At 67.3% G+C, this 18640-nt stretch carries 19 protein-coding genes; 11 read left to right on the forward strand and 8 right to left on the reverse strand.

Features of this window, described 5'->3' with window-relative positions; all coding sequences use genetic code 11:
* Positions 1 to 183: 183 nt before the first annotated feature.
* The 6 genes from ACX1D0_RS13760 (at position 184) to ACX1D0_RS13785 (ending at position 7111) form a co-directional block, all read left to right on the forward strand.
* Positions 184 to 843: a DUF2291 family protein gene (locus ACX1D0_RS13760; RefSeq protein ID WP_459018565.1), complete on the forward strand. Its 660-nt coding sequence runs from the start codon at positions 184 to 186 to the stop codon at positions 841 to 843.
* Positions 840 to 2411 carry a sugar ABC transporter ATP-binding protein gene (locus tag ACX1D0_RS13765; protein ID WP_459018566.1) on the forward strand — a complete coding sequence of 524 codons (1572 nt, stop codon included), beginning with the start codon at positions 840 to 842 and terminating at the stop codon, positions 2409 to 2411. Before ACX1D0_RS13760 ends, ACX1D0_RS13765 begins: the two co-directional genes overlap by 4 nt.
* Positions 2408 to 3535 (forward strand): ABC transporter permease, encoded by a 1128-nt coding sequence (locus ACX1D0_RS13770; RefSeq protein WP_459018567.1) that lies wholly within the window; start codon positions 2408 to 2410, stop codon positions 3533 to 3535. Before ACX1D0_RS13765 ends, ACX1D0_RS13770 begins: the two co-directional genes overlap by 4 nt.
* A gap of 63 nt (positions 3536 to 3598) precedes the next feature.
* A complete protein-coding gene (locus ACX1D0_RS13775) occupies positions 3599 to 4612 on the forward strand; it encodes a D-ribose ABC transporter substrate-binding protein (protein ID WP_459018568.1) in 1014 nt (337 codons plus the stop codon).
* A 94-nt stretch (positions 4613 to 4706) separates the two neighbouring features.
* Positions 4707 to 6104, forward strand: a complete 1398-nt coding sequence (locus tag ACX1D0_RS13780; RefSeq protein ID WP_459018569.1) for an FGGY-family carbohydrate kinase — start codon at positions 4707 to 4709, stop codon at positions 6102 to 6104.
* Positions 6105 to 6109: 5 nt separating this feature from the next.
* Entirely contained in the window at positions 6110 to 7111 is a 1002-nt protein-coding gene (locus tag ACX1D0_RS13785) for a sugar-binding transcriptional regulator (RefSeq protein ID WP_459018570.1), read from the forward strand.
* A gap of 80 nt (positions 7112 to 7191) precedes the next feature.
* Here the strand turns inward: ACX1D0_RS13785 and rbsD are convergent, their stop codons facing one another.
* From rbsD to ACX1D0_RS13810, 5 genes are all read right to left on the reverse strand, one after another.
* Positions 7192 to 7578 (reverse strand): D-ribose pyranase, encoded by a 387-nt coding sequence (rbsD, locus tag ACX1D0_RS13790; protein WP_459018571.1) that lies wholly within the window; start codon positions 7576 to 7578, stop codon positions 7192 to 7194.
* Entirely contained in the window at positions 7575 to 8474 is a 900-nt protein-coding gene (locus ACX1D0_RS13795; protein ID WP_459018572.1) for a ribokinase, read from the reverse strand. Before ACX1D0_RS13795 ends, rbsD begins: the two co-directional genes overlap by 4 nt.
* A 1154-nt stretch (positions 8475 to 9628) precedes the next feature.
* A complete protein-coding gene (locus tag ACX1D0_RS13800) occupies positions 9629 to 9784 on the reverse strand; it encodes a hypothetical protein (protein ID WP_459018573.1) in 156 nt (51 codons plus the stop codon).
* Positions 9785 to 9879: 95 nt separating this feature from the next.
* A complete protein-coding gene (locus ACX1D0_RS13805) occupies positions 9880 to 10662 on the reverse strand; it encodes an IclR family transcriptional regulator (RefSeq protein WP_459018574.1) in 783 nt (260 codons plus the stop codon).
* A gap of 164 nt (positions 10663 to 10826) precedes the next feature.
* Positions 10827 to 11246, reverse strand: a complete 420-nt coding sequence (locus ACX1D0_RS13810; protein ID WP_459018575.1) for a PfkB family carbohydrate kinase — start codon at positions 11244 to 11246, stop codon at positions 10827 to 10829.
* A gap of 43 nt (positions 11247 to 11289) precedes the next feature.
* On the opposite strand from ACX1D0_RS13810, the gene ACX1D0_RS13815 reads away from it, so the two are divergent.
* From ACX1D0_RS13815 to ACX1D0_RS13835, 5 genes are all read left to right on the forward strand, one after another.
* A complete protein-coding gene (locus tag ACX1D0_RS13815) occupies positions 11290 to 12279 on the forward strand; it encodes a TIM barrel protein (protein WP_459018576.1) in 990 nt (329 codons plus the stop codon).
* On the forward strand, positions 12276 to 13163 hold the full coding sequence (locus ACX1D0_RS13820; protein ID WP_459018577.1) for a transketolase: 888 nt from the start codon (positions 12276 to 12278) through the stop codon (positions 13161 to 13163). Before ACX1D0_RS13815 ends, ACX1D0_RS13820 begins: the two co-directional genes overlap by 4 nt.
* Positions 13160 to 14095 carry a transketolase family protein gene (locus ACX1D0_RS13825; RefSeq protein ID WP_459018578.1) on the forward strand — a complete coding sequence of 312 codons (936 nt, stop codon included), beginning with the start codon at positions 13160 to 13162 and terminating at the stop codon, positions 14093 to 14095. The genes ACX1D0_RS13820 and ACX1D0_RS13825 overlap by 4 nt, the downstream gene beginning before the upstream one ends.
* Positions 14096 to 14228: 133 nt before the next feature.
* Entirely contained in the window at positions 14229 to 15218 is a 990-nt protein-coding gene (locus ACX1D0_RS13830; protein WP_459018579.1) for a nucleoside hydrolase, read from the forward strand.
* A 98-nt stretch (positions 15219 to 15316) separates the two neighbouring features.
* Positions 15317 to 15970, forward strand: coding sequence for a hypothetical protein (locus tag ACX1D0_RS13835; protein WP_459018580.1), 654 nt, complete (start codon positions 15317 to 15319; stop codon positions 15968 to 15970).
* Between the two features lie 67 nt (positions 15971 to 16037).
* Here the strand turns inward: ACX1D0_RS13835 and ACX1D0_RS13840 are convergent, their stop codons facing one another.
* From ACX1D0_RS13840 to yaaA, 3 genes are all read right to left on the reverse strand, one after another.
* On the reverse strand, positions 16038 to 16160 hold the full coding sequence (locus ACX1D0_RS13840; RefSeq protein WP_459018581.1) for a methionine/alanine import family NSS transporter small subunit: 123 nt from the start codon (positions 16158 to 16160) through the stop codon (positions 16038 to 16040).
* Positions 16157 to 17710, reverse strand: a complete 1554-nt coding sequence (locus ACX1D0_RS13845; RefSeq protein WP_459018582.1) for a sodium-dependent transporter — start codon at positions 17708 to 17710, stop codon at positions 16157 to 16159. Before ACX1D0_RS13845 ends, ACX1D0_RS13840 begins: the two co-directional genes overlap by 4 nt.
* Before the next feature lie 141 nt (positions 17711 to 17851).
* Positions 17852 to 18622 carry a peroxide stress protein YaaA gene (gene yaaA / locus ACX1D0_RS13850; RefSeq protein ID WP_459018583.1) on the reverse strand — a complete coding sequence of 257 codons (771 nt, stop codon included), beginning with the start codon at positions 18620 to 18622 and terminating at the stop codon, positions 17852 to 17854.
* Positions 18623 to 18640: the final 18 nt, after the last annotated feature.

The following is an 18640-nucleotide window of genomic DNA, read 5'->3' on the forward strand; positions in this document are numbered from 1 at the left end:
GCCCACACCCTCACGGGTGGGCGGGCCGCTTCTGTGTCGGCGCCTGAGTGCGTGACTTTCGATGCCACATGCCTGCATTGCGTGGCGCGCTAGCCTATTCGTCATTGACAGGATACCCGACCCGTGGAAGACTGGCATCAGTGCAACGGTGAGTATGTATTCACCCTCACAGGGAAGTGACACATGCAATCATCAGGAACCATTCCATTGTGGAAGCGGCCGGCGCTGTCGCGGATGGCGATCATGGCGGTCATCCTGGTGGCCATTCTCGCTGGGACAAGGTTCTACGCTCCTGGCACCGAACCCTTCACCGATGCTGTCGTCGACAGCGACGTCGTCTCCGATCCGGTGGCGTACGCGCAGGCGTCCTACGATGCCGAGGTCGTCCCCGCCATCGAGGCGAAGGCAGTCGAGTTGCCCACGTTGCTCGACGCGTTGGCGGCGGACGAGGGTTCGGCAGAGGACTATGGGTTCCGCAATGGTGGATCCCCGTACTCGTTCCCGGTTCGTGTGACGGGCACCGTCGTGGAGGGATCGTTCGGCGAGGTGGGCCTCGAGGTCGAGGGAGTCTCGGACGTCACCGTCGGAGTGCAGACCGGGCCCGCGGTCACGGGGACCGCGATCCGGGATGCCACGGGCCTCATGACCTTCGAGATGTTCCTCAACCAGATCGACTTCGCTTCGGTCGCCACCGAACTCAACAACAGGGTCAAGGAGACCGTCCTCAGCGAGACCGACTTCGATTCGCTCCTGGGCCAGGAGGTGACCGTGCTCGGCGCCTTCACCCACGACAACGAGACGCACGTCAAGATCACGCCCATCTCCATCGAGACGGTGTCATGAGTCCCACCCATGCCGCTGCGGTCGACCAGGTGGTCATGTCTGCGCGAAACGTCTCCAAGGTCTACGGCGGAACACGCGCGCTTCGCAATGTCGACTTCGACATCCGGGCGGGCAAGGTCACGGTCCTGTTCGGCGAGAACGGCGCAGGCAAGTCCACCCTGATGCGCGTCATGTCGGGCATCGAGCCACCTACCGACGGGACCCTCACCTTGGATGGGGAGGGTGTCACCTTTTCCAGCCCGACCGCTGCGGTTGCGCGCGGCGTGGCGATCATCCACCAGGAACTGAATCTCAGCCCCAACCTGACGGTGGCCGAGTCCATCTTCCTCGGGCGCGAACTCACCCGCGGGGGTCTGGTGGATACGCAGGCTCAGCGTAGGCGTGCCGAGGCCGCCCTCGCCCGCTTGAAGGAACCGATCAGCCCCCGGTCGATCGTCGGCGACCTTCGGCTGGGTCAGCAGCAGTTGGTGGAGATCGCCCGCGCCCTGGATCAGGAGGCGAGGGTCCTGATCATGGACGAGCCGACGTCGGCACTGTCGGCCACCGAGGTCGAGGTGTTGTTCGGTGTCATCCGTGATCTGACGTCGAAGGGGGTGGCGATCGTCTACATCTCCCACCACCTGGACGAGACGCTGGAGATCGGAGACCACGCCGTGGTCCTTCGGGACGGTTCGGTCGTGGCCACCGAGGAGATCGCCAACATCGACATCGGGTGGATCGTCTCCGCGATGGTGGGACGCGCGCACGACGACCTGTTCACAGCGATCGACGCCGAGATCGGCGACGTGGCGCTGGAGGTCGAGGGGCTGACTCTGGCCGACCCCAGCCAGCCCGGGCGTCTCGCCGTCGATGACCTGTCCCTGGAAGTCCGTGCCGGTGAGGTGGTAGGCGTCTACGGACTCATGGGGGCCGGTAGAACGGAACTGTTCGAAACCCTCATCGGACGCAACAAGCCTCAAGCAGGGGCGATCATGCTGTTCGGTGAAGACATCACAGCGACGAGCATTCGTCAGCGGATCGACCGTGGGATGTTCCTCGTGCCGGAGGACCGTCAGAAGGACGGCCTGATCCAGGGCCAGTCGGTGGGCGTCAACCTGTCGCTGGCCTCTGTTGCTGCATTCACCCGCCGCTTCATCACCAACAGCGCGCGAGAACGCGTGCGCAATGACGAGGTGATCGCCTCCGTGAGGGTCAAGGCGTCAAGCCAGGGGGCGCCCATCGGCTCGTTGTCCGGCGGCAACCAGCAGAAGGTCGTCGTGGGCAAGGCCCTCCTGACCAAGCCCAAAGTCATCCTGTTGGATGAACCGACCCGCGGGGTCGACGTGGGGGCCAAGGCGGACATCTTCGCGTTCATGGCTGAACTTGCCGCCGAAGGCGTCGCCGTTCTCTTCGCCACATCGGAAGTAGCGGAGGCGCTGAACTCGACCTCCCGCCTCCTCATCATGTCGCGAGGCCGGATCGTCGCCGAGATGTCGCCCGCCCACGCCACGCGCGAGCACGTGCTCGCCGCGGCCGACGACTCAGAGCTCGTCGCCCTTGAACACACGATGGAAGGACAAGCCCGATGAGCTCAGCCGCAACCGGGAATCCGCAAAGGGGTCTCACCCGATCGATCCTCGGCGACCGTTCGATCGGGGAGTTCATCCTCGACCAACGAGCGTTCATCGCCCTGCTGATCCTGATAGTCGTCTTCGCCAGCCTGTCGGACGCATTCTTGTCGGGCTCGAACCTGCTCACGATGACGCGGCATGTGGCGTACAACGCCATCCTGGCTCTGGGAATGCTCCTGGTCATCCTCACCGGAGGTATCGACCTGTCGGTGGGCTCCATCGTCGGCCTCTCCGGAATCGTCGCGGGTGTGATGCTGGACGGGGTCGGCCTCGGCATCGGTGACTTGTTCAACGTCAACGCCTACCCGTCGGTCCTGGTCGTCGTTCTCGTGGCCCTGTTGGTGGGCACGGTGGTCGGATGGCTCAACGGCACTCTGGTGACCAGGCTGAACGTCGCTCCATTCATCGCCACGCTCGGCACGCTGTACATGGCGCGCGGTGCCGCACTGCTGATCTCCAACGGCTCGACCTTCCCTAACCTCAAGGGCGATCCCGCCATCGGCAACACGGGCTTCTGGTTCATCGGGACCGGCCGGCCGCTGGGCGTACCCACGCAGGTCTGGCTCATGATCGTCATCGCGATCGCGGTGTGGCTGCTCATCGCCAAGACCCCCTTCGGGCGTTGGCTCTACGCCACTGGCGGCAACCCCCGGGCGGCCGAACTGTCCGGCGTGCCCGTGAAGCGTGTCACGACGACGGTCTACATGATCTCCGGTGCCTGTGCGGCGATGGCGGGGTTGATCATCGCATCCGAGCTCACCTCCGCCGCGCCCCAAGCCGGCACGTCCTTCGAACTCAACGCCATCGCCGCGGTCGTGATCGGCGGCGCCTCGCTCGCGGGCGGACGAGGCAGCGTCAAGGGCACCTTGATCGGCGCGTTCGTCATCGGGTTCCTCTCCGACGGCCTGGTGCTGGTGGGAGTCTCGAGCTTCTGGCAGGTGTTCATCAAGGGCGCCGTCATCGTCCTGGCGGTCATGCTCGACCAGGTCCAACAGCGACTGCAGACCGCGCGAGCGGCGGCCGCAGCGGCAGCGAGCGTCCGTCGAGAGAAGGAGGTGGCAGCCCCGTCCGTCTCCGCCTAGTCATCTGACCGCCGGTCAGCAAGTCCACTCCGATATCCGCGCACGTTCACGATGGAGAAAACAATGCGCACACCCCTTCTTTCCCTGGCCGCAACCCTCATCGCGGCCTCCTTCGCTCTGGCCGGCTGCGCCGGCACCTCAGAATCGCCGACGAGCACAACCGCCGCACCCTCGACCTCGGCCGCCGAGTCCACTCAGCCCGCGGCTGAAGCGGGTGGCACGATCGCCGTCATCACCCCTTCCCACTCCAACGCCTTCTTCAAGGCGGAGGCGGACGCTGCCGTCGCCAAGGCCGAGGAACTCGGCTACGAGACCACGTCCGACTCCCACGATGACGACCCGAACAAGCAGTCCGAGCTGATCGACTCCGCGATCTCGAACGGGGCCGTCGCGATCATCCTCGACAACGCCGGAGCCGACGTCACGATCGGCGCGGTGCAGAAGGCCGTGGATGCGGGCATTCCGGTCTTCCTCATCGACCGCGAGATCAACCAGACCGGGCTCGCGACCTCGCAGATCGTGGCAAACAACTCCCAGGGTGCGGCCTTGGTGGCAGAGGCCTTCGGCGCTGCGCTCGAGGGCAAGGGCACGTACGTCGAACTGAAGGGCCGCGAGACGGATACCAACGCGGCCGTCCGGTCCGAGGCCTTCCACAGCGTGCTCGACCAGTACACGGACATGGAGATGGTCGCGCAGGAGACCGCCAACTGGGATCAGCAGGAGGCCTTCTCGAAGGTCGAGACACTCCTGCAGCGCTACCCCGACCTGACCGGGATCATCGCAGCCAACGACACCATGGCTCTGGGCGCAGTGGCCGCTGTGGATGCGGCGGGTAAGGCTGATCAGATCACGATCGCCGGGTTCGACGGCGCCCCGGATGCGGTGCAGGCGATCAAGGACGGCAAGCTCCTGGCCACCGGCCTGCAGCCTGCTGTCGCGATCTCGGAGCTCGCTGTGGAGCAGGCGGACGCCTTCATCCGTACCGGCGAGACCGGCCAGCCGGAGAAGCAGTCGATCGACTGCGTCCTGATCGACGCGTCGAACGCAGACCGCTACACGGTGTTCGCCCTCGAGTGACGACACACTGACGGGGTGGTGGTGATCGGTGATCATCGCCACCCCGTCACCGCTTCTGGCTGAGCGCCAACCACACCACCGGAAAGGCACACCTGTGATCCTCGCGGTCGATCAAGGAACCAGCAGCACCAAAGCCACCCTCTTCGACGCGACGGGCGCGGCGCTCGCGTCCGCTTCGGTCCCCTTGGGGCAGGCCCATCCGCGACCCGGCTGGGTCGAGCAGGATGCGACTGAGATCCTGGACGGAGTGCGGCAGGTCATCACGGAGATCGCGTCCGCCCATGAGGTGGCGGCGGTGGCGTTGAGTACGCAACGCGAGTCGGCTCTGGTGTGGGACCGGGCCACGGGCGAACCTGTCGGGCCCATGCTTGGATGGCAGGACCGGCGCACTGCGCACCGTGTCACCGAGCTGGCCGAGCATGCGGACAGAGTCCGCGCCATCAGTGGCCTGCCCTTGGATCCCATGTTCTCGGCACTCAAACTGCAGTGGCTTCTCGAAGCCGTGGACCCGGATCGCAGCCGGTCACGACGCGGTGAACTGGCGATCGGCACCGTCGACTCCTGGCTCGTCACCCGGCTGACGGGTGAACACCGGATCGAAGCGGGCAACGCGTCGCGGACCCAGCTTCTGGACCTGGCCACGGGCCAGTGGAGCGAGGAGCTGTGTGGCCTGTTCAACATTCCGCAGGAACTCCTGCCCCGGGTGGCCGCGTCGGACGAACCGAGCCGCGCGCTGGATGTGCTGCCCGGCAGCAGGATCCAGGCCGTCCTCGGGGACTCCCACGCCGCGCTGTACGGGCACGGGGTTCGGGGCCCCGGTGCACTGAAGGCCACCTACGGGACCGGCTCGTCGGTCATGGGCCTGGTCGACGATGCGGCGAGCGTCCCACCGGGCCTGGTGGGGACGGTCGCGTGGCGACTGGGGAACCGGTCCGCCGTCGCCGTCGAAGGAAACATCCTGGCCAGTGGCGCCACCGTCGCGTGGCTGTCTCGTCTGCTGGGGCGCAGCGTCCAGGAACTCGCGACGCTCGCGCGAACAGCTCCCGAAGACCACGGCGTGGTGCTCGTACCCGCGGTCGCGGGGCTCGGCGCCCCCCATTGGGATCCCCATGCCCGCGCCGTGCTGGTGGGCTTCGACCTCGGCACAGATCCGGCGATCCTGGCACGGGCCGCTATGGAGGCCATCGCCCACCAGATCACGGATGTGGTCGACGCTGCCGAGTCCGCGGGGCCCATCGATGTCATCCTCGCCGACGGCGCACCGAGCGCCGACGACTTCCTCATGCAGCTGCAGGCGGATCTCGGAGGCCGCGCCGTCCAGCGGCCGAGCCATGCCGGGTTGTCTGCCCGTGGCGCTGCCCAGCTGGCGGCCGACACACTGGGAGTAGAGTTCGACAGCGTCCCGTCCGCGCGTTTCACGCCTCAGCGCGACAATGCTGCTGCTCGCGCCGAATGGGCCTCAGCACTGTCGCTTACCCGTCAGGAGCACTGATCGACATGTCAAGGGATGACGACGGCGTCGTGGCTCCGTCACTGCTGCAGAACGATCGCCTTCAACTCATCGTGAAGGTGGCCCGCCTCTATCACGAGGGAGGGCTACGCCAGCCCGAAATCGCCACCCGGCTCAATATGAGCCAGTCGCGGGTCTCGCGCCTCCTGAAGGAGGCAACGCAGGTGGGAGTGGTTCGTACGGTCGTTGTGGACCCTCCCGGCTCCTTCACCGAGGTGGAGGAACGCGTCCGCGACACGTACGGTCTCCGTGACGTCGTGGTCACCGGTGTCGACGACGACGAGTCGGGACTGCTGTCCGCGCTCGGTGCGGCAGGTGCCCGATACCTCGAGTCGACGATGCTGCCGACGGACCGCGTGGGGTTGAGTTCATGGTCCACTTCGCTCTTGGCAGTCGTCGACGCGATGTCGCCTCGGACCACCCGCTCGGCGAAGTCGATCGTGCAGCTCCTGGGAGGTGTCGGTGACCCCCGGGCGCAGGTGTCGGCAACCCGCCTGGCCGAACGACTGGCGCAGGTGACGGGCGGTGAGGTGAACTACTTCCCGGCCCCTGGAGTCGTGTCCTCCCCCCAGGTCCGGGACTCACTGATGGCGGACCCGCATATCGCTGCGGTCCGTGACTCGTGGGCCCATCTGACGATGGCTCTCGTGGGGATCGGAAACGTGCAGCCCTCGCCTCTGCTCGTCTCATCCGGCAACACCCTCTCCGCCACGGATCTCGCCGGCCTCAGCGCTCAGGGAGCTGTGGGGGACGTGTGCCTGAACTTCTACGACGCTGCCGGCCAACAAGTCGACAACGACCTGCACGACAGGACCCTCGGGATCGATGCCGCGACCCTGAAGAAGATCCCCCGCCGGATAGGCGTGGCCGGGGGGCACAGCAAGTTCGCGGCGATCCGCGGGGCGCTCCTCGGTGGTTGGTGCGATGTGCTGATCACCGACGTCAATACGGCGCGGGCGCTGATCTCCTCCGGATCAACGCCCGGCTAGGCAGTAGGGCTGAGCCGCCGGTCTCCCGACGGGAGGTGAACGGGTGCGACGTCAGCGCGTTCCCAATTCCCCGGGGTCGTCTAGAAGGGAACCCCTGAGCGCAGTATCAGGTTGGCGTACGGGGTGCACTCGCCGGTGCGGATCACGAATGACGCCTCCCGCACCAGCCGCTTGAGCTCCTCGTGCGGTACCCACTCGACATCGACCTCCAGGGTGCTCGCGAGGAGCGCCCCCACCTCGCCGGCCCGCGCTTCCTCGGCGGCGACAGCACCTTCCACCACCACCTCGGAGAGAACCGCTCCGAGCACGTCGGCGAACCGCGGGATCCCGAAGACCAGGCTCAGGTCGATCACGCGGACGCCGCCCGGGATGGGCAGTCCGCAGTCGGCGATGACGAAGGTGTCCGTGTGGCCGAGCCTCGCAATTGCCGAGGCCAGGTCGGGGTTGAGCAGGCCGGCACGTTTCATGGGATCTCCGGGAGTTGGGTATCTGGGCGGGGATAGGAGGACTGGGCGCCCTCGAACTGAACTGAGTAGGCGGCGAACCGTGCGGCGTAGCGCGCGGCCTCAACCAGCCCGGCGCCCTCGGCCAGGCGTGCTGCGAGGGCGCCGGTGAATGCGTCCCCCGCGCCAACTGTGTCGACCGCATCGACACGGGGACTGGTGATGCGGTCGACGCCCTCCTTGCCGGCTATGAGCGCACCTTGGGCGCCCAGCGTCAGCACGACCGAGGCCACTCCCTGTGCGCGGAGAGCCAGAACCAGGTCCTGGGGCCCGCCTGTGTAGGATCCGCCCAGCTGAGCCAGGACAGCTTCTGCTTCGTGTTCGTTGACCACCAACGGGTCGGCTCGACGGATGACCGCTGGGTCGAGTTCGATGACGGGGGCAAGGTTGAGGAGCCAACGCCCGGACACCACATCCGAGACCGCACGCAATGCGTCGGCCGAGATCTCGCCCTGGGAAACCACCAGGCCGGCCTCTGCGATGAGCGGCGCCCATCGCCGGATCATCGCCGGATCAACCTGGGCATTGGCTCCAGACACCACGACCACGGTGTTCTCCCCGTCGGCGGAGACTGAAACCACGGCGAGGCCAGTAGGCCCGTCCACGCCGACGATGTGGCTGAGGTCGACCCCGGCCTCGCTCAGGAGGCGGAGCGCTGTGTGGCGGGAGTCGTCGGAGCCCACCGCCCCCAACAGTGTCGTTTGCGCACCGGCCAAGGCGGCGGCGCAGGCCTGGTTGGCGCCCTTGCCGCCGGGGGAGAGGTTGCCACCCTCGGCCAGGAGCGTTTCCCCCGGGATCGGGTGTCGGGCCAGCCGCAGGTGAAGGTCGACGTTGAGCGAACCGACGACAACAACGTTCATGCTCCTCAAGCCCCATTTCTCGTCAGTGATCGCAGGTCCCGCGACCCTGTGGCGGCGATTCGAGAGATCACTCGCTCTGGAGAGCCTAGTGGTCCCCCCCGCGCCTCAACACGTTCCTTCGGGGAAGCGGGCCGGGCCGCCCGCTGGGGAACTGCGTGACAACCTCACTATCTACGACGCCGCCTACGTTGCCCTCTCCGTAGCACTCCAAGCGCCCCTGGTCACCGGCGACAGGCGCCTCTCAAGATCCACCGGCCCACGCTGCGCCATCGAATGTCATCAAGACCCATCGCTGACGTCACGGTCATGCCGCCGCGCGGACGGATAAGTCGTCGGGTTCTGCATCGGCGCCGCGGTGGTGACGGCCGCTGTCATCGAGGGTGTCCGCGGTGGTGGGACGCCAGTGCGGGAGTCCACGCTCAGCGGGTGGAGCACGGGGTGCCACTGGGGGCGCGTTTCCGCGTCTGGAAGGTTCATCACCTGGAGGTGGGCGGTGGCCTTGTCCGCGGAGGAGTGCCGGTAGTGGTGGTGGCCTAGGACCGGGTTGAGCGTGGGGGGCGGCACTGGGGGACCGTCTCCGCGCTGGAGGCTCGGGTTGGATCCCGCGTCTGAGGTGGAGCGGCCCTCTAGCTCGACGGGACATGTCCCCACAACGAACGGGCTGACACTGTCGGGTCACGAACCGCCTGAACGCCCGAAACTGCCGCGCGGGGGGCAGAGCTGCCACGCGAGCCCGTGGGTCCGGGAAACAGGTCAAGCGGCGTCGTCTAGACCGCCGCTTGACGGTTGAAGCCACTCGCGAGCGGTGTTTGATCCGTTGATGAACTCGTCTCTTGTGTTCCCTAGAGGGATCGCGATGCCGCTGTCGTGGAGGAGGGTAAGCCCCGCGGCTCGAATCGGGCCTTGCAGAAGGGGGTACAGGTCCTTCTTGACCCAGTCGGGGGTCAACTCGGACGCGCGCTGCGAGTCGCGTCGGGGGCATGCGGTTCGGGACTCCCGCCGCCCTCCGCTGGCGACGGGGCGCGTCGGGACTCGTCAGGCCGGGGAGGGGCATCGTTCTGCAGGCGGGGCGGGGGGCCGCCGACGTCGGCCCCGCACCCTGTTTCACGCAGGATGGATCCGGGGGTTGTGATCGTCTGGTACCTCTTCCGGTGTTACCCGAGGCTCTGCTGTTGGGAGACTTCCACGGTGCCCTGGCCGGTCACGGGCGTGGCGTCGGGGTTGCCGAACAGCACGGCAAAGACCAGGAAGACTGCGATGACGGCAGCGGCGGCCTGGGCGTTGACGGCGGCGAATGGTGAGTCCTTCATGATGTGTTCCTCCGATGTGCGGGCATGGCGGGGCCAGGCCGGGTTGTGGGTGGTCTTGCTGCCCCGGAGGCAACCGGGGACGTGTGGGGCGGCGATCAGGCGGGGGTGTCGACGATCGCCTGGGTGAGTTGGTTCGCCACGAGGGTGACTTGCCTTGCCAGGTCCTCGATGGTTGCTGGGTTGATGCGTTGGACGGGGCCGCCTATCCCGATACAACCCACCGGCGGTCCGTCCTGACCTTCGAACACCGGCGCCGAGATCCCGCAGCCCCCGGTGTGGTTCTCCTCGCTGTCGACGGCGTAGCCGAGAGAGCGGACCGTCGCCAGGTGATCTCGAAGCAGGTCTGGATCGGTGATGGTGTGACCGGTGCGGGCGGGTAGCTGGACGGGTAGCGGGGCCAGCTCCCAGGCGAGCAGGCACTTGCCGACCGACGTGGAGTGGAGGGGCAGCAACCGGCCCTTCTCCAGCACGACACGCAGCGACTGGGCCGTCTCGATGGCGTCCACGACCAGAGCCTCGCCGTCCGCGGCCACCGCCCCGTGTGCGCATTCCCCGGTCAGGCCGACGAGTTCCTGCAGGAACGGCGAAGCGAGATGGCGAAAACGCCGCTGGGCGGTGGTGAGGCCGAACCGTGAACGCAGCGCCGGCCCGAGCCGGTAGCCTCGCCGGGAACGCGCGGGCGCGACGGCGAATCCTTCCTGGGCGAGCGTCCGCAGGATGCGCGAGGCAGTGCTCTTGTGGACCCCAAGCTCGTAGGAGACCTGCTGAACAGAAAGGCCACGGTGTTGCAGGGCGGGGTCACTCTCCAACTCGATGAGAAGACGGATGACACGCAGGCCGCGCTCAAGGCCGCTGCGTTCGATGCCCTGCTGACTCACCTCCAACCTCCCTCCAAGGCCCCTTGTTCCGATGACTCGAGGCTAGACATCGCGAAGCGTCCGCACAACCGGAACACGTGGATGCGTTGCGCACAATGCAACGCGGCACCCTCCCCGTCGCACAGTTTCCAGAGCGTTGCGTTCAGCGCAACTTCGCGCTGACATCACTCGGGTCGCCACCGCCGCGTTGGCCTCGGCCGGAATGTCTCCCTGGGAAACGGCGATGTCGGCGTCCCTGATGAGCGCAGCCCACTGTTCCACGTGCTGCACGGACACCTGCGCGCTTGCCCCGACACCACCACGACCGTGTTCTCGCCGTCGCTCGACACCGACACCACGGCGAGACCGGTGGGGTCTGGCGGCTTAAGGACGTGTTTGATGTCAACCCCCGCCTCGTTCAGTAGTCGCAGCGCCGTGTGCCGGGATTCGTCGGAGCCGACGGCGCCGAGCATGGTTGTCGGCGCGCGCGAGTGCGGCCCCGGCCTGATTGGCGCCCTTACCGAGGCGAGCGCCGACCTAAGCGTTGACATGGATGGGCCCTGGCGTATACTTGAATGTAAACTCAGGAATGAATGAATATGCATATTGGCGGAACGCCCGCCGGGACCTCATCGAAGGAGACGCAACATGACGACACCCGAGTTCGGAGCAGGCCTCTGGAACTTCGCCACCTACGTCGACCGGTACGCCACGGACGGCTATGGCGAACCGCGCGGCACGCTCGACCAGATCGACCTGGCCGCGCAGGTCGGCGACATCACGTGGGTCGACCTGAACTTCCCCTTCTCGCCCGGGGTGTCCGTCGCCGACGTGAAGGCCAAGCTGGGAGAGCACGGCATCAAGGCCATCGGCCTCACGCCGGACATCTACCTCCGTGAGCACTGCAAGGGCGCGTTCACCAACCCCGATCCCGCGAAACGCGCCTCGGCGATGGCGATCATGAACGGCGCGGCCGACGCGGTGCGTGAGCTCGGCGCGAAGTACGTGAAGATCTGGCCGGGCCAGGACGGCTTCGACTACCCGTTCCAGGTCGACTACCGCGAGCTGAACCGCCTGGCGGTCGAGGGCATGCGTGAGCTGGCCTCCGGGCACCCGGATCTGAAGTTCGTCATCGAGTACAAGCCCCGCGAGCCCAGGACCCACATGTTCTGGAGCTCCGCGCCCAAGACCATCCTCGGCATCCAGCAGATGGGGGTGGACAACGTCGGCGTCCTACTCGACTTCGGCCACGCGATGTTCGGCGGCGAGCCGCCGGCCGAGGCCGCTCAGATGCTCATCGACCACGGCCTACTGTGGGGAATGGACGTCAACGACAACTACCGCGGCTGGGACGACGACATGATGGTCGGGTCCATCCACATGGTCGAGATCTTCGAGTTCTTCCACGTCCTCAAGGTCAACAACTGGGAGGGCGTGTGGAACCTGGACCAGTTCCCGTTCCGTGAGGACGCCGTCGAGAACGCCCAGCTGTCCATCCGATTTTTGAAGGCCATTCACCGCGCCCTTGAGACGCTCGACGAGGAGGGGCTGGCCGCGGCTCAGGCCAAGCAGGACGCGCTCGGTGCGCAGCGGATCATCCAGAACGCGCTGCTGAAGTCGATGGCGGTCGATCTGTGAGTGACAGGAGCAAGTGGGACTTCGCCACGCCAGTGCTCGGACGGATCGCGAAGGACGCCGCCCGTGAGGACGTCGTCGCGCACCTGAAGGCCGCGGCGTACGAACTGCGGCGCAGGGACCCGATCATGATCGCCCATTCGGGCAACGGGCACATCGGCGGCGACTTCTCGATCGCGGACGTGCTGGTCACCCTCATGCTGCACGAGCTGAACCTGGACCCGACGGAGCCGCTCGCGCCGGAGCGGGACCGCCTGGTGTTGTCCAAGGGGCACACCGCCGGCGCGTTGTACATCGCGATGGCGCTGGCGGGGTACTTCCCCGTCGATGAGCTGATGACGTTCATGGACCCGGAGTCCCGGCTCAACGGTCACCCGAACCGCAACTACATCCCCGGGATCGAGGCCAACACCGGGCCGCTGGGGCACGGGTTACCGATCGCGGTGGGGACCGCGCTGGCCGCGAAGCTCGACGGCTCTCCCCGTCGCACGGTGGTGCTGCTGGGCGACGGCGAGTTGCAGGAGGGCTCCAACTGGGAGGCCATGATGACGGCGTCGCACTACAAGTTGGAGAACCTCGTCGCGGTCGTGGACCGCAACCACCTCCAGCAGGGCGCCACGGTCGCCGACACCATGGACCTCGAACCGCTGGCCGACAAGCTCCGCGCGTTCGGGTTCACGGTCCGGGAGATGGACGCGCACAACTTCGACGAGATCCTCGACGCGTTCGGGCAGGCCCCTGAGCCTGGCAAGCCGACCTTCATCATTTCCCACTCCCACAAGGGTCATCCGATCTCCTTCATGAGCGACAACGTCGCCTGGCACCACCACGTGCCCACCGAGGCCGAGATCGACGGCATCCTGGCCGAACTGGAGGCAGCCAAGTGAGCACGCAGACCTACGATTGCCGCGAGGCCTACTCGAGCACACTCCTCGAGCTCGCCAGGAACGACCGCAACGTGATCGTCGTCGTCAACGACTCCGTCGGCTCCTCGAAGCTGGACACGTTCAAGAAGGAACTGCCGGCTCAGATGATCAACGTCGGCATCGCTGAGCAGGACATGGTCGGAACGGCCGCCGGCCTGGAGAACGGCGGCAAGGTGCCGTTCGTGTCCGGGGCCGGGTGCTTCCTGAGCGCCCGCGCGACCGAACAGATCAAGGCCGATCTCGCCTACAGCCGGCGGCACGTCGTGCTGTGCGCCCAGAGCCCGGGCGTCGCGTACGGCGCACTCGGCGCCACGCACCACTCCATCGAGGATGTCGCGTGGATGAGGGTTCTGCCGCATATGACCGTGCTGGTCCCGGCGGACCCGATCGAGACCGAGCAGGCAATTCGCTGGGCCTACCGCCACGACGGCCCGGTCTACATCCGGGTCTCCCGCATGAAGGTGCCCGCCGTCCATCCCGACGACTACACCTTCGCCCCCGGCAAGGCTGTCGTCCTGCGTGAGGGGTCAGACGTCACGATCGCCGCCAACGGCACCGTGCTCCATCGGGCTCTCGCTGCGGCCGAACTGCTGGCCGCACAGGGCATCCAGGCCCGGGTCCTGTCCGTCGCGTCCGTCAAGCCGCTCGACGAGGATGCGATCATTGCCGCGGCCAGGGAGACCGGTGGCATCGTCACGGTCGAGGAGGGTCTCGCCAGCGGCGGTCTCGGCGGCGCCGTCGCCGAGACGGTCGCGCGGAACCACCCCGTGCGCGTCGCGATGCTGGGCCTGCCCGACACCTTCGCCCCCACCGGATCCGCTGAGTGGATCCTGGACCACTTCGGCATCAATCCCGAAGGCATCGCGCGGACTGCCGCCAGCCTTCGCAGGTAGCAGCCATGCGGGGATTCATCGTCGGGGGATCGTCTGAGCCCACTGGGTGAGTCCCCGCCCCGGTGGGCGTCGACCGTCCCATCCCGCCGCCGCACTCCTGCCCTGACACACAGACACACCAGTGAGGACCACCATGACGTGGAAGATCGGAACATACCCCTGGCTCGATGACCTGAGCCCCGAACCCCCGGCGATTCGCGTGATCGTCGACAACGACTTCGCCGGGGATCCCGACGACTTCATGCAGCTCGCCCACCACATCCTCAACCCGGGGGCGGAGATCGTCGGCATCGTCGCCTCCCACCTGCGCCCGATGGATCCCTTCACGGACGCCAAGGAAACCGCACTGCAGGCGCGGCTGGACGTGGAGCGGATGGCTGCGGTCATGGACCTGGATCTCGACGGCCGGCTGGTCACCGGGTCCGAGGTGTCGATGCCCGACCCCGGCACGCCCGTGACGAGCGACGGGGTGGACCTCATCATCCGCGAGGCGGGCCGCGAGGACCCTCGGCCCCTGTTCGTGGTGTGCGGTGGGGGGCTCACGGACGTGGCCAGCGCGCTGGTCGCCGAGCCGGGCATCGCGTCACGGCTCACGGTGGTGTGGATCGGCGGACCGGAGTACCCGGACACCACCGAACCTGTCCCCGGCAACCCGGTGGAGTACAACCTGAGCATCGACATCCCGGCCGCCCAGGCGCTGTTCGCGTCGGAGGTCGAGCTGTGGCAGGTGCCGCGCGACGTGTACCGCCAGTGCCTGATCAGCGACGCGGAACTCCGCACGCGGATCCGTCCCGTCGGGCGCCTCGGTCAGTTCCTCTACGACGAGCTCCGTCGCGCCGAGCGGTGGGTCTCCGAGATCTTCGGCGTCCGCCGGGCGACCTACGTCATCGGCGACAGCCCCCTGGTGAGCCTGACCTCCCTGCAGACCGTGTTCGAGACCACCCCGGCGTCGTCACAGTTCCAGACCCGCCCCGCCGTCCAGTTGGGCGACGACGGTTACCCCACCGGGTTCGGTGGCCGCGACATCCGCGTCTTCTCGACGGCCGACATGCGGCTGATCGTCGAGGACCTGGTGGCGTGCCTGACGGAATTCGAGGCGTGGCGGGCGTCCGGATCCGACTGACGCGGTGGTGTGGCCCGCCAGATCGGGACCCGCAGGGCTGGCGTGTGACCTCGCCATCGTCGACAATCGAGCAGTAGAGACCGTCGTCAAGGAGCATCATGTCCGACCAGCCCGGATTCCGTCCGCCCGAGTCCCAACCGCCACCCAACTACCAGGGCACGCCGGATCCGTACACCCAGCCGAGCCAGGGCCAGCCGGGCTACGAGCCGGAGCCCACCTATGGTCAGACCGAACGCATGCCCACGTACCCGCAGAGCGCCCACGATGCCTACGCGCAGCCCAGCTACGGTGAGCTGCCGCGCGACGGCGGCTTCGGCACCGGCACCGGCACCGGCTATGCGCAGCCGTCGCCCTACGGTGCGGAGTACGGCCAGCAGCAGAACCCGTACGGGAACGCCTACGGTCAGGAGCCGTACGGCCAGCCCGCACCCCAGCCCTACGGCGCGGTCGGCTACGGACAACCGTACGGACAGCCGGGCTACGGTTACGGCCAGCCGGAGCACCCCAGCGCCACCACCATCCTGGTGCTGGGCATCCTCGGTTTCTTCGTGCCCGTCGTGCCGTTCGTCGCCTGGTACATGGGGGGACAGATCAAGAGGCAGATCGACGCGGGCGCCCCGTACCAGTGGGAGGGCCAGTTGAAGATCGGCTACCTGATCGGCAAGATCCTGGGCATCATCCAGATCGTCTCCGTGGTGCTGATCGTCCTCTGGTTCGTCCTCCTCTTCGGTTTCGCGGCCACGATGTACTGAAAGTCCCAACGCGCGCAGAGGGCGGGGAGACCAGTGGTCGCCCCGCCCTCTGCGTCGGTTGGTCCGCTCAGTCGTCGCCCTCGTCGACGACAACCTCAGGCGAGCGGAGGAGGTGCACCAGGGAGGCGGCGAGCCCGCCCCACAGCGTCAGCATGGCGACGATCATCATGATCAGTGCGGTGGTGGTCATTTTGCCATGATCTCCTCGTACTTGGTGTCGAGCGCGTCCTCGTCGACATGGGTGATGGTGGAACGCCTCCACGGGGTGAAGGCCAGGGCCACCGCGGCCACGATGAGCAGCGCCGCCATGCCCCAGCCGAAGACGGCCAGCATGCCCAGCGGGTAGCCACCGTAGGGGGTCGTCAGCTTCGTGACCACCTCGTTGATGAGGATGTAGCCCAGCACCACCGGCACCACGACGCCGATGAGAACCAGCCACACCTTGCCGAACCTGACGCTCGAGACGCGGTCCACATGGCGCTGCAGCAGCGGAAGCCTCCGCAACACCCAGGCGATGGCGACCACCATCGCGAAGGCGCCCATGAGGATGCCGAACTTGTTGATGAACTCATCGGTGATGTCCAGGAAGTACAGGCCCGTGGTGGTGGGCAGGAGCAGCATGGACACCAGCGCCATCGGCACCCCGACGGCCAGGGTGGCCTGCACCCGGCCGAGGTCCAGCTTGTCCTGGATGGCCGCCACGACCACCTCGACGATCGAGATCATCGACGTGAAGCCGGCGAACACCAACGAGGCGAAGAACAGGGCGCCCAGGATGGGGCCGATGCCCGTCGACGACACGATGCTCGGGAACGCGATGAACGCCAGGCCGATGCCGCCGGCGGCGACGTCCTCCATGGGCTGGCCCGTGGCCTGCATGAGGAAGCCGAGCGCGGAGAACACGCCGATGCCGGCGAGCAGTTCGAAGCCGGAGTTCGCGAACGCCACGACGAGGCCGGACCCGGCCAGGTTGGTGCGGCGGCGCAGGTACGACGAATAGGTGATCATGATGCCGAAGCCCACCGAGAGCGAGAAGAAGATCTGGCCGTAGGCAGCGGCCCACACGCCAGGCTCCAGGAGCGCCTCCCAGTTGGGCGTGAAGAAGGCGTTGAGCCCGTCCATGGCACCCGGCAGGGTGACGGCCTGGATGACCAGCACCAGGAACATGACCAGCAGGAGCGGGATCATGATGACGTTGGCGCGGGCGATGCCACGCTTGACGCCCAGCGCGATGACGCCGATCGTGAGGATCCAGACCACGGCCATCGGGATCGCGATCTGCGGCACGAAGTCGAAGCTCACCCCCGGCGTCTCGGCCACCTGCAGGAACTCGCCCATGAGGAAGCCGGCCGGGTCGTCGCCCCAGGCCTCGGTGAAGCTGAAGAAGAAGTACATGGCCGCCCACGCGAGGATCGCGGCGTAGTACACAGCGATGACGAAGCACACGAGCACCTGCCACCAGCCCAACGCCTCCGTCCACTTCTTGCCGGCGCGGCGCAGCGCCAGCGGGGGCGCGGAGCGGTAGCGGTGGCCGAGCGCGTAGTCGAAGAACAGCAGCGGGATGCCGGCGCTCAGCAGTGCGACCAGGTAGGGGATGACGAAGGCGCCGCCGCCGTTGGTGTAGGCCACGTACGGAAATCGCCAGATGTTGCCGAGGCCGACGGCGGAGCCGATCGCGGCCAGGATGAAGACATTGCGCGAACTGAACACTTCACGTTTCACGAGGGTGGGTTCGGACATGTGCCCTCCCTTCAGGGAGTGGGGGAACTGACCCGCGTAGCGTAGTCCACACGTGCCCTCGGCAACGGGCGGGCGGGCATTTGGGCCACCGTGTCGTGCGCGTGCGGCAGGGCTATAGTCCGCTCACCGCTCTGCGCACGCTCAGCGGACGAAGACCGGATGGTCCTTCGTGGAGCGCGCCTCGTCGTAGGCGTAGCCGTCACCGTCGAAGTCGACGAGCCGGCCCGGGGTGCGCACCCTGCCGCGGACGAGCCAGGCGGCCATGGTGCCGCGGGCGCGCTTGGCGTGGAAGCTGACCACCCGCGGCTCACCGTGCGGGTCCCTGTCCTCGAACCGGGGGCTGATCACGCGGGCACCGAGGCGCTCCGCGTCGACGACACCGAAGTACTCCTGCGAGGCCAGGTTGACGAGCACCTGGGCGCCGGGGGACTCGCCGAGGTCCCGGCGCAGCAGGTCCGTGACCTGGCCGCCCCACCAGTCGTACAGCGAGCGGCCCCGCTCGGTCTGCAGCCGGGTGCCCATCTCGAGGCGGTGGGGTTGGACGAGGTCGAGGGGGCGCAGCAGACCGTAGAGCCCGGAGAGGATGCGGAGGCTCTTCTGCGCCTCGGTGAAGTCCCGCTCGCCGAAGGTCTTGGCGGCCAGGCCCTGGTAGACGTCGCCGTTGAAGGCGAGCAGCGCGGGCCGCGACGTCCGGGTGGTGTGCTCGCGCTGGAAGTCGACGTACCTGGTGGCGTTGAGGTGCGCCAGGTCGTCGGAGATGTGCATGAGCGCCGCGATGTCCGCCGGAGACTTCTGCCGCATGACGCCGATGAGGTCAGCCGCGTCGTCGAGGAGGCGCGGCTCCGAGTGCTTCCGCGTGGGCAACGGGGTGTCGAAATCCAGGGACTTCGCCGGTGACAGCACAGTGAGCATGGCGTCGAGTGTAGTCGC

Source organism: Tessaracoccus pujii, assembly GCF_054483895.1.

Coding starts and splice junctions, on each gene's coding strand:
- ACX1D0_RS13830 (WP_459018579.1), top strand. CDS start 14,229: ATGACGTGGAAGATCGGAACATACCCCTGGCTCGATGACCTGAGCCCC.
- ACX1D0_RS13840 (WP_459018581.1), bottom strand. CDS start 16,160: ATGACCACCACCGCACTGATCATGATGATCGTCGCCATGCTGACGCTG.
- ACX1D0_RS13845 (WP_459018582.1), bottom strand. CDS start 17,710: ATGTCCGAACCCACCCTCGTGAAACGTGAAGTGTTCAGTTCGCGCAAT.
- yaaA (WP_459018583.1), bottom strand. CDS start 18,622: ATGCTCACTGTGCTGTCACCGGCGAAGTCCCTGGATTTCGACACCCCG.
- ACX1D0_RS13800 (WP_459018573.1), bottom strand. CDS start 9,784: ATGAAGGACTCACCATTCGCCGCCGTCAACGCCCAGGCCGCCGCTGCC.
- ACX1D0_RS13775 (WP_459018568.1), top strand. CDS start 3,599: ATGCGCACACCCCTTCTTTCCCTGGCCGCAACCCTCATCGCGGCCTCC.
- ACX1D0_RS13835 (WP_459018580.1), top strand. CDS start 15,317: ATGTCCGACCAGCCCGGATTCCGTCCGCCCGAGTCCCAACCGCCACCC.
- rbsD (WP_459018571.1), bottom strand. CDS start 7,578: ATGAAACGTGCCGGCCTGCTCAACCCCGACCTGGCCTCGGCAATTGCG.
- ACX1D0_RS13785 (WP_459018570.1), top strand. CDS start 6,110: ATGTCAAGGGATGACGACGGCGTCGTGGCTCCGTCACTGCTGCAGAAC.
- ACX1D0_RS13810 (WP_459018575.1), bottom strand. CDS start 11,246: ATGCATATTCATTCATTCCTGAGTTTACATTCAAGTATACGCCAGGGC.
- ACX1D0_RS13770 (WP_459018567.1), top strand. CDS start 2,408: ATGAGCTCAGCCGCAACCGGGAATCCGCAAAGGGGTCTCACCCGATCG.
- ACX1D0_RS13765 (WP_459018566.1), top strand. CDS start 840: ATGAGTCCCACCCATGCCGCTGCGGTCGACCAGGTGGTCATGTCTGCG.
- ACX1D0_RS13795 (WP_459018572.1), bottom strand. CDS start 8,474: ATGAACGTTGTTGTCGTCGGTTCGCTCAACGTCGACCTTCACCTGCGG.
- ACX1D0_RS13815 (WP_459018576.1), top strand. CDS start 11,290: ATGACGACACCCGAGTTCGGAGCAGGCCTCTGGAACTTCGCCACCTAC.
- ACX1D0_RS13760 (WP_459018565.1), top strand. CDS start 184: ATGCAATCATCAGGAACCATTCCATTGTGGAAGCGGCCGGCGCTGTCG.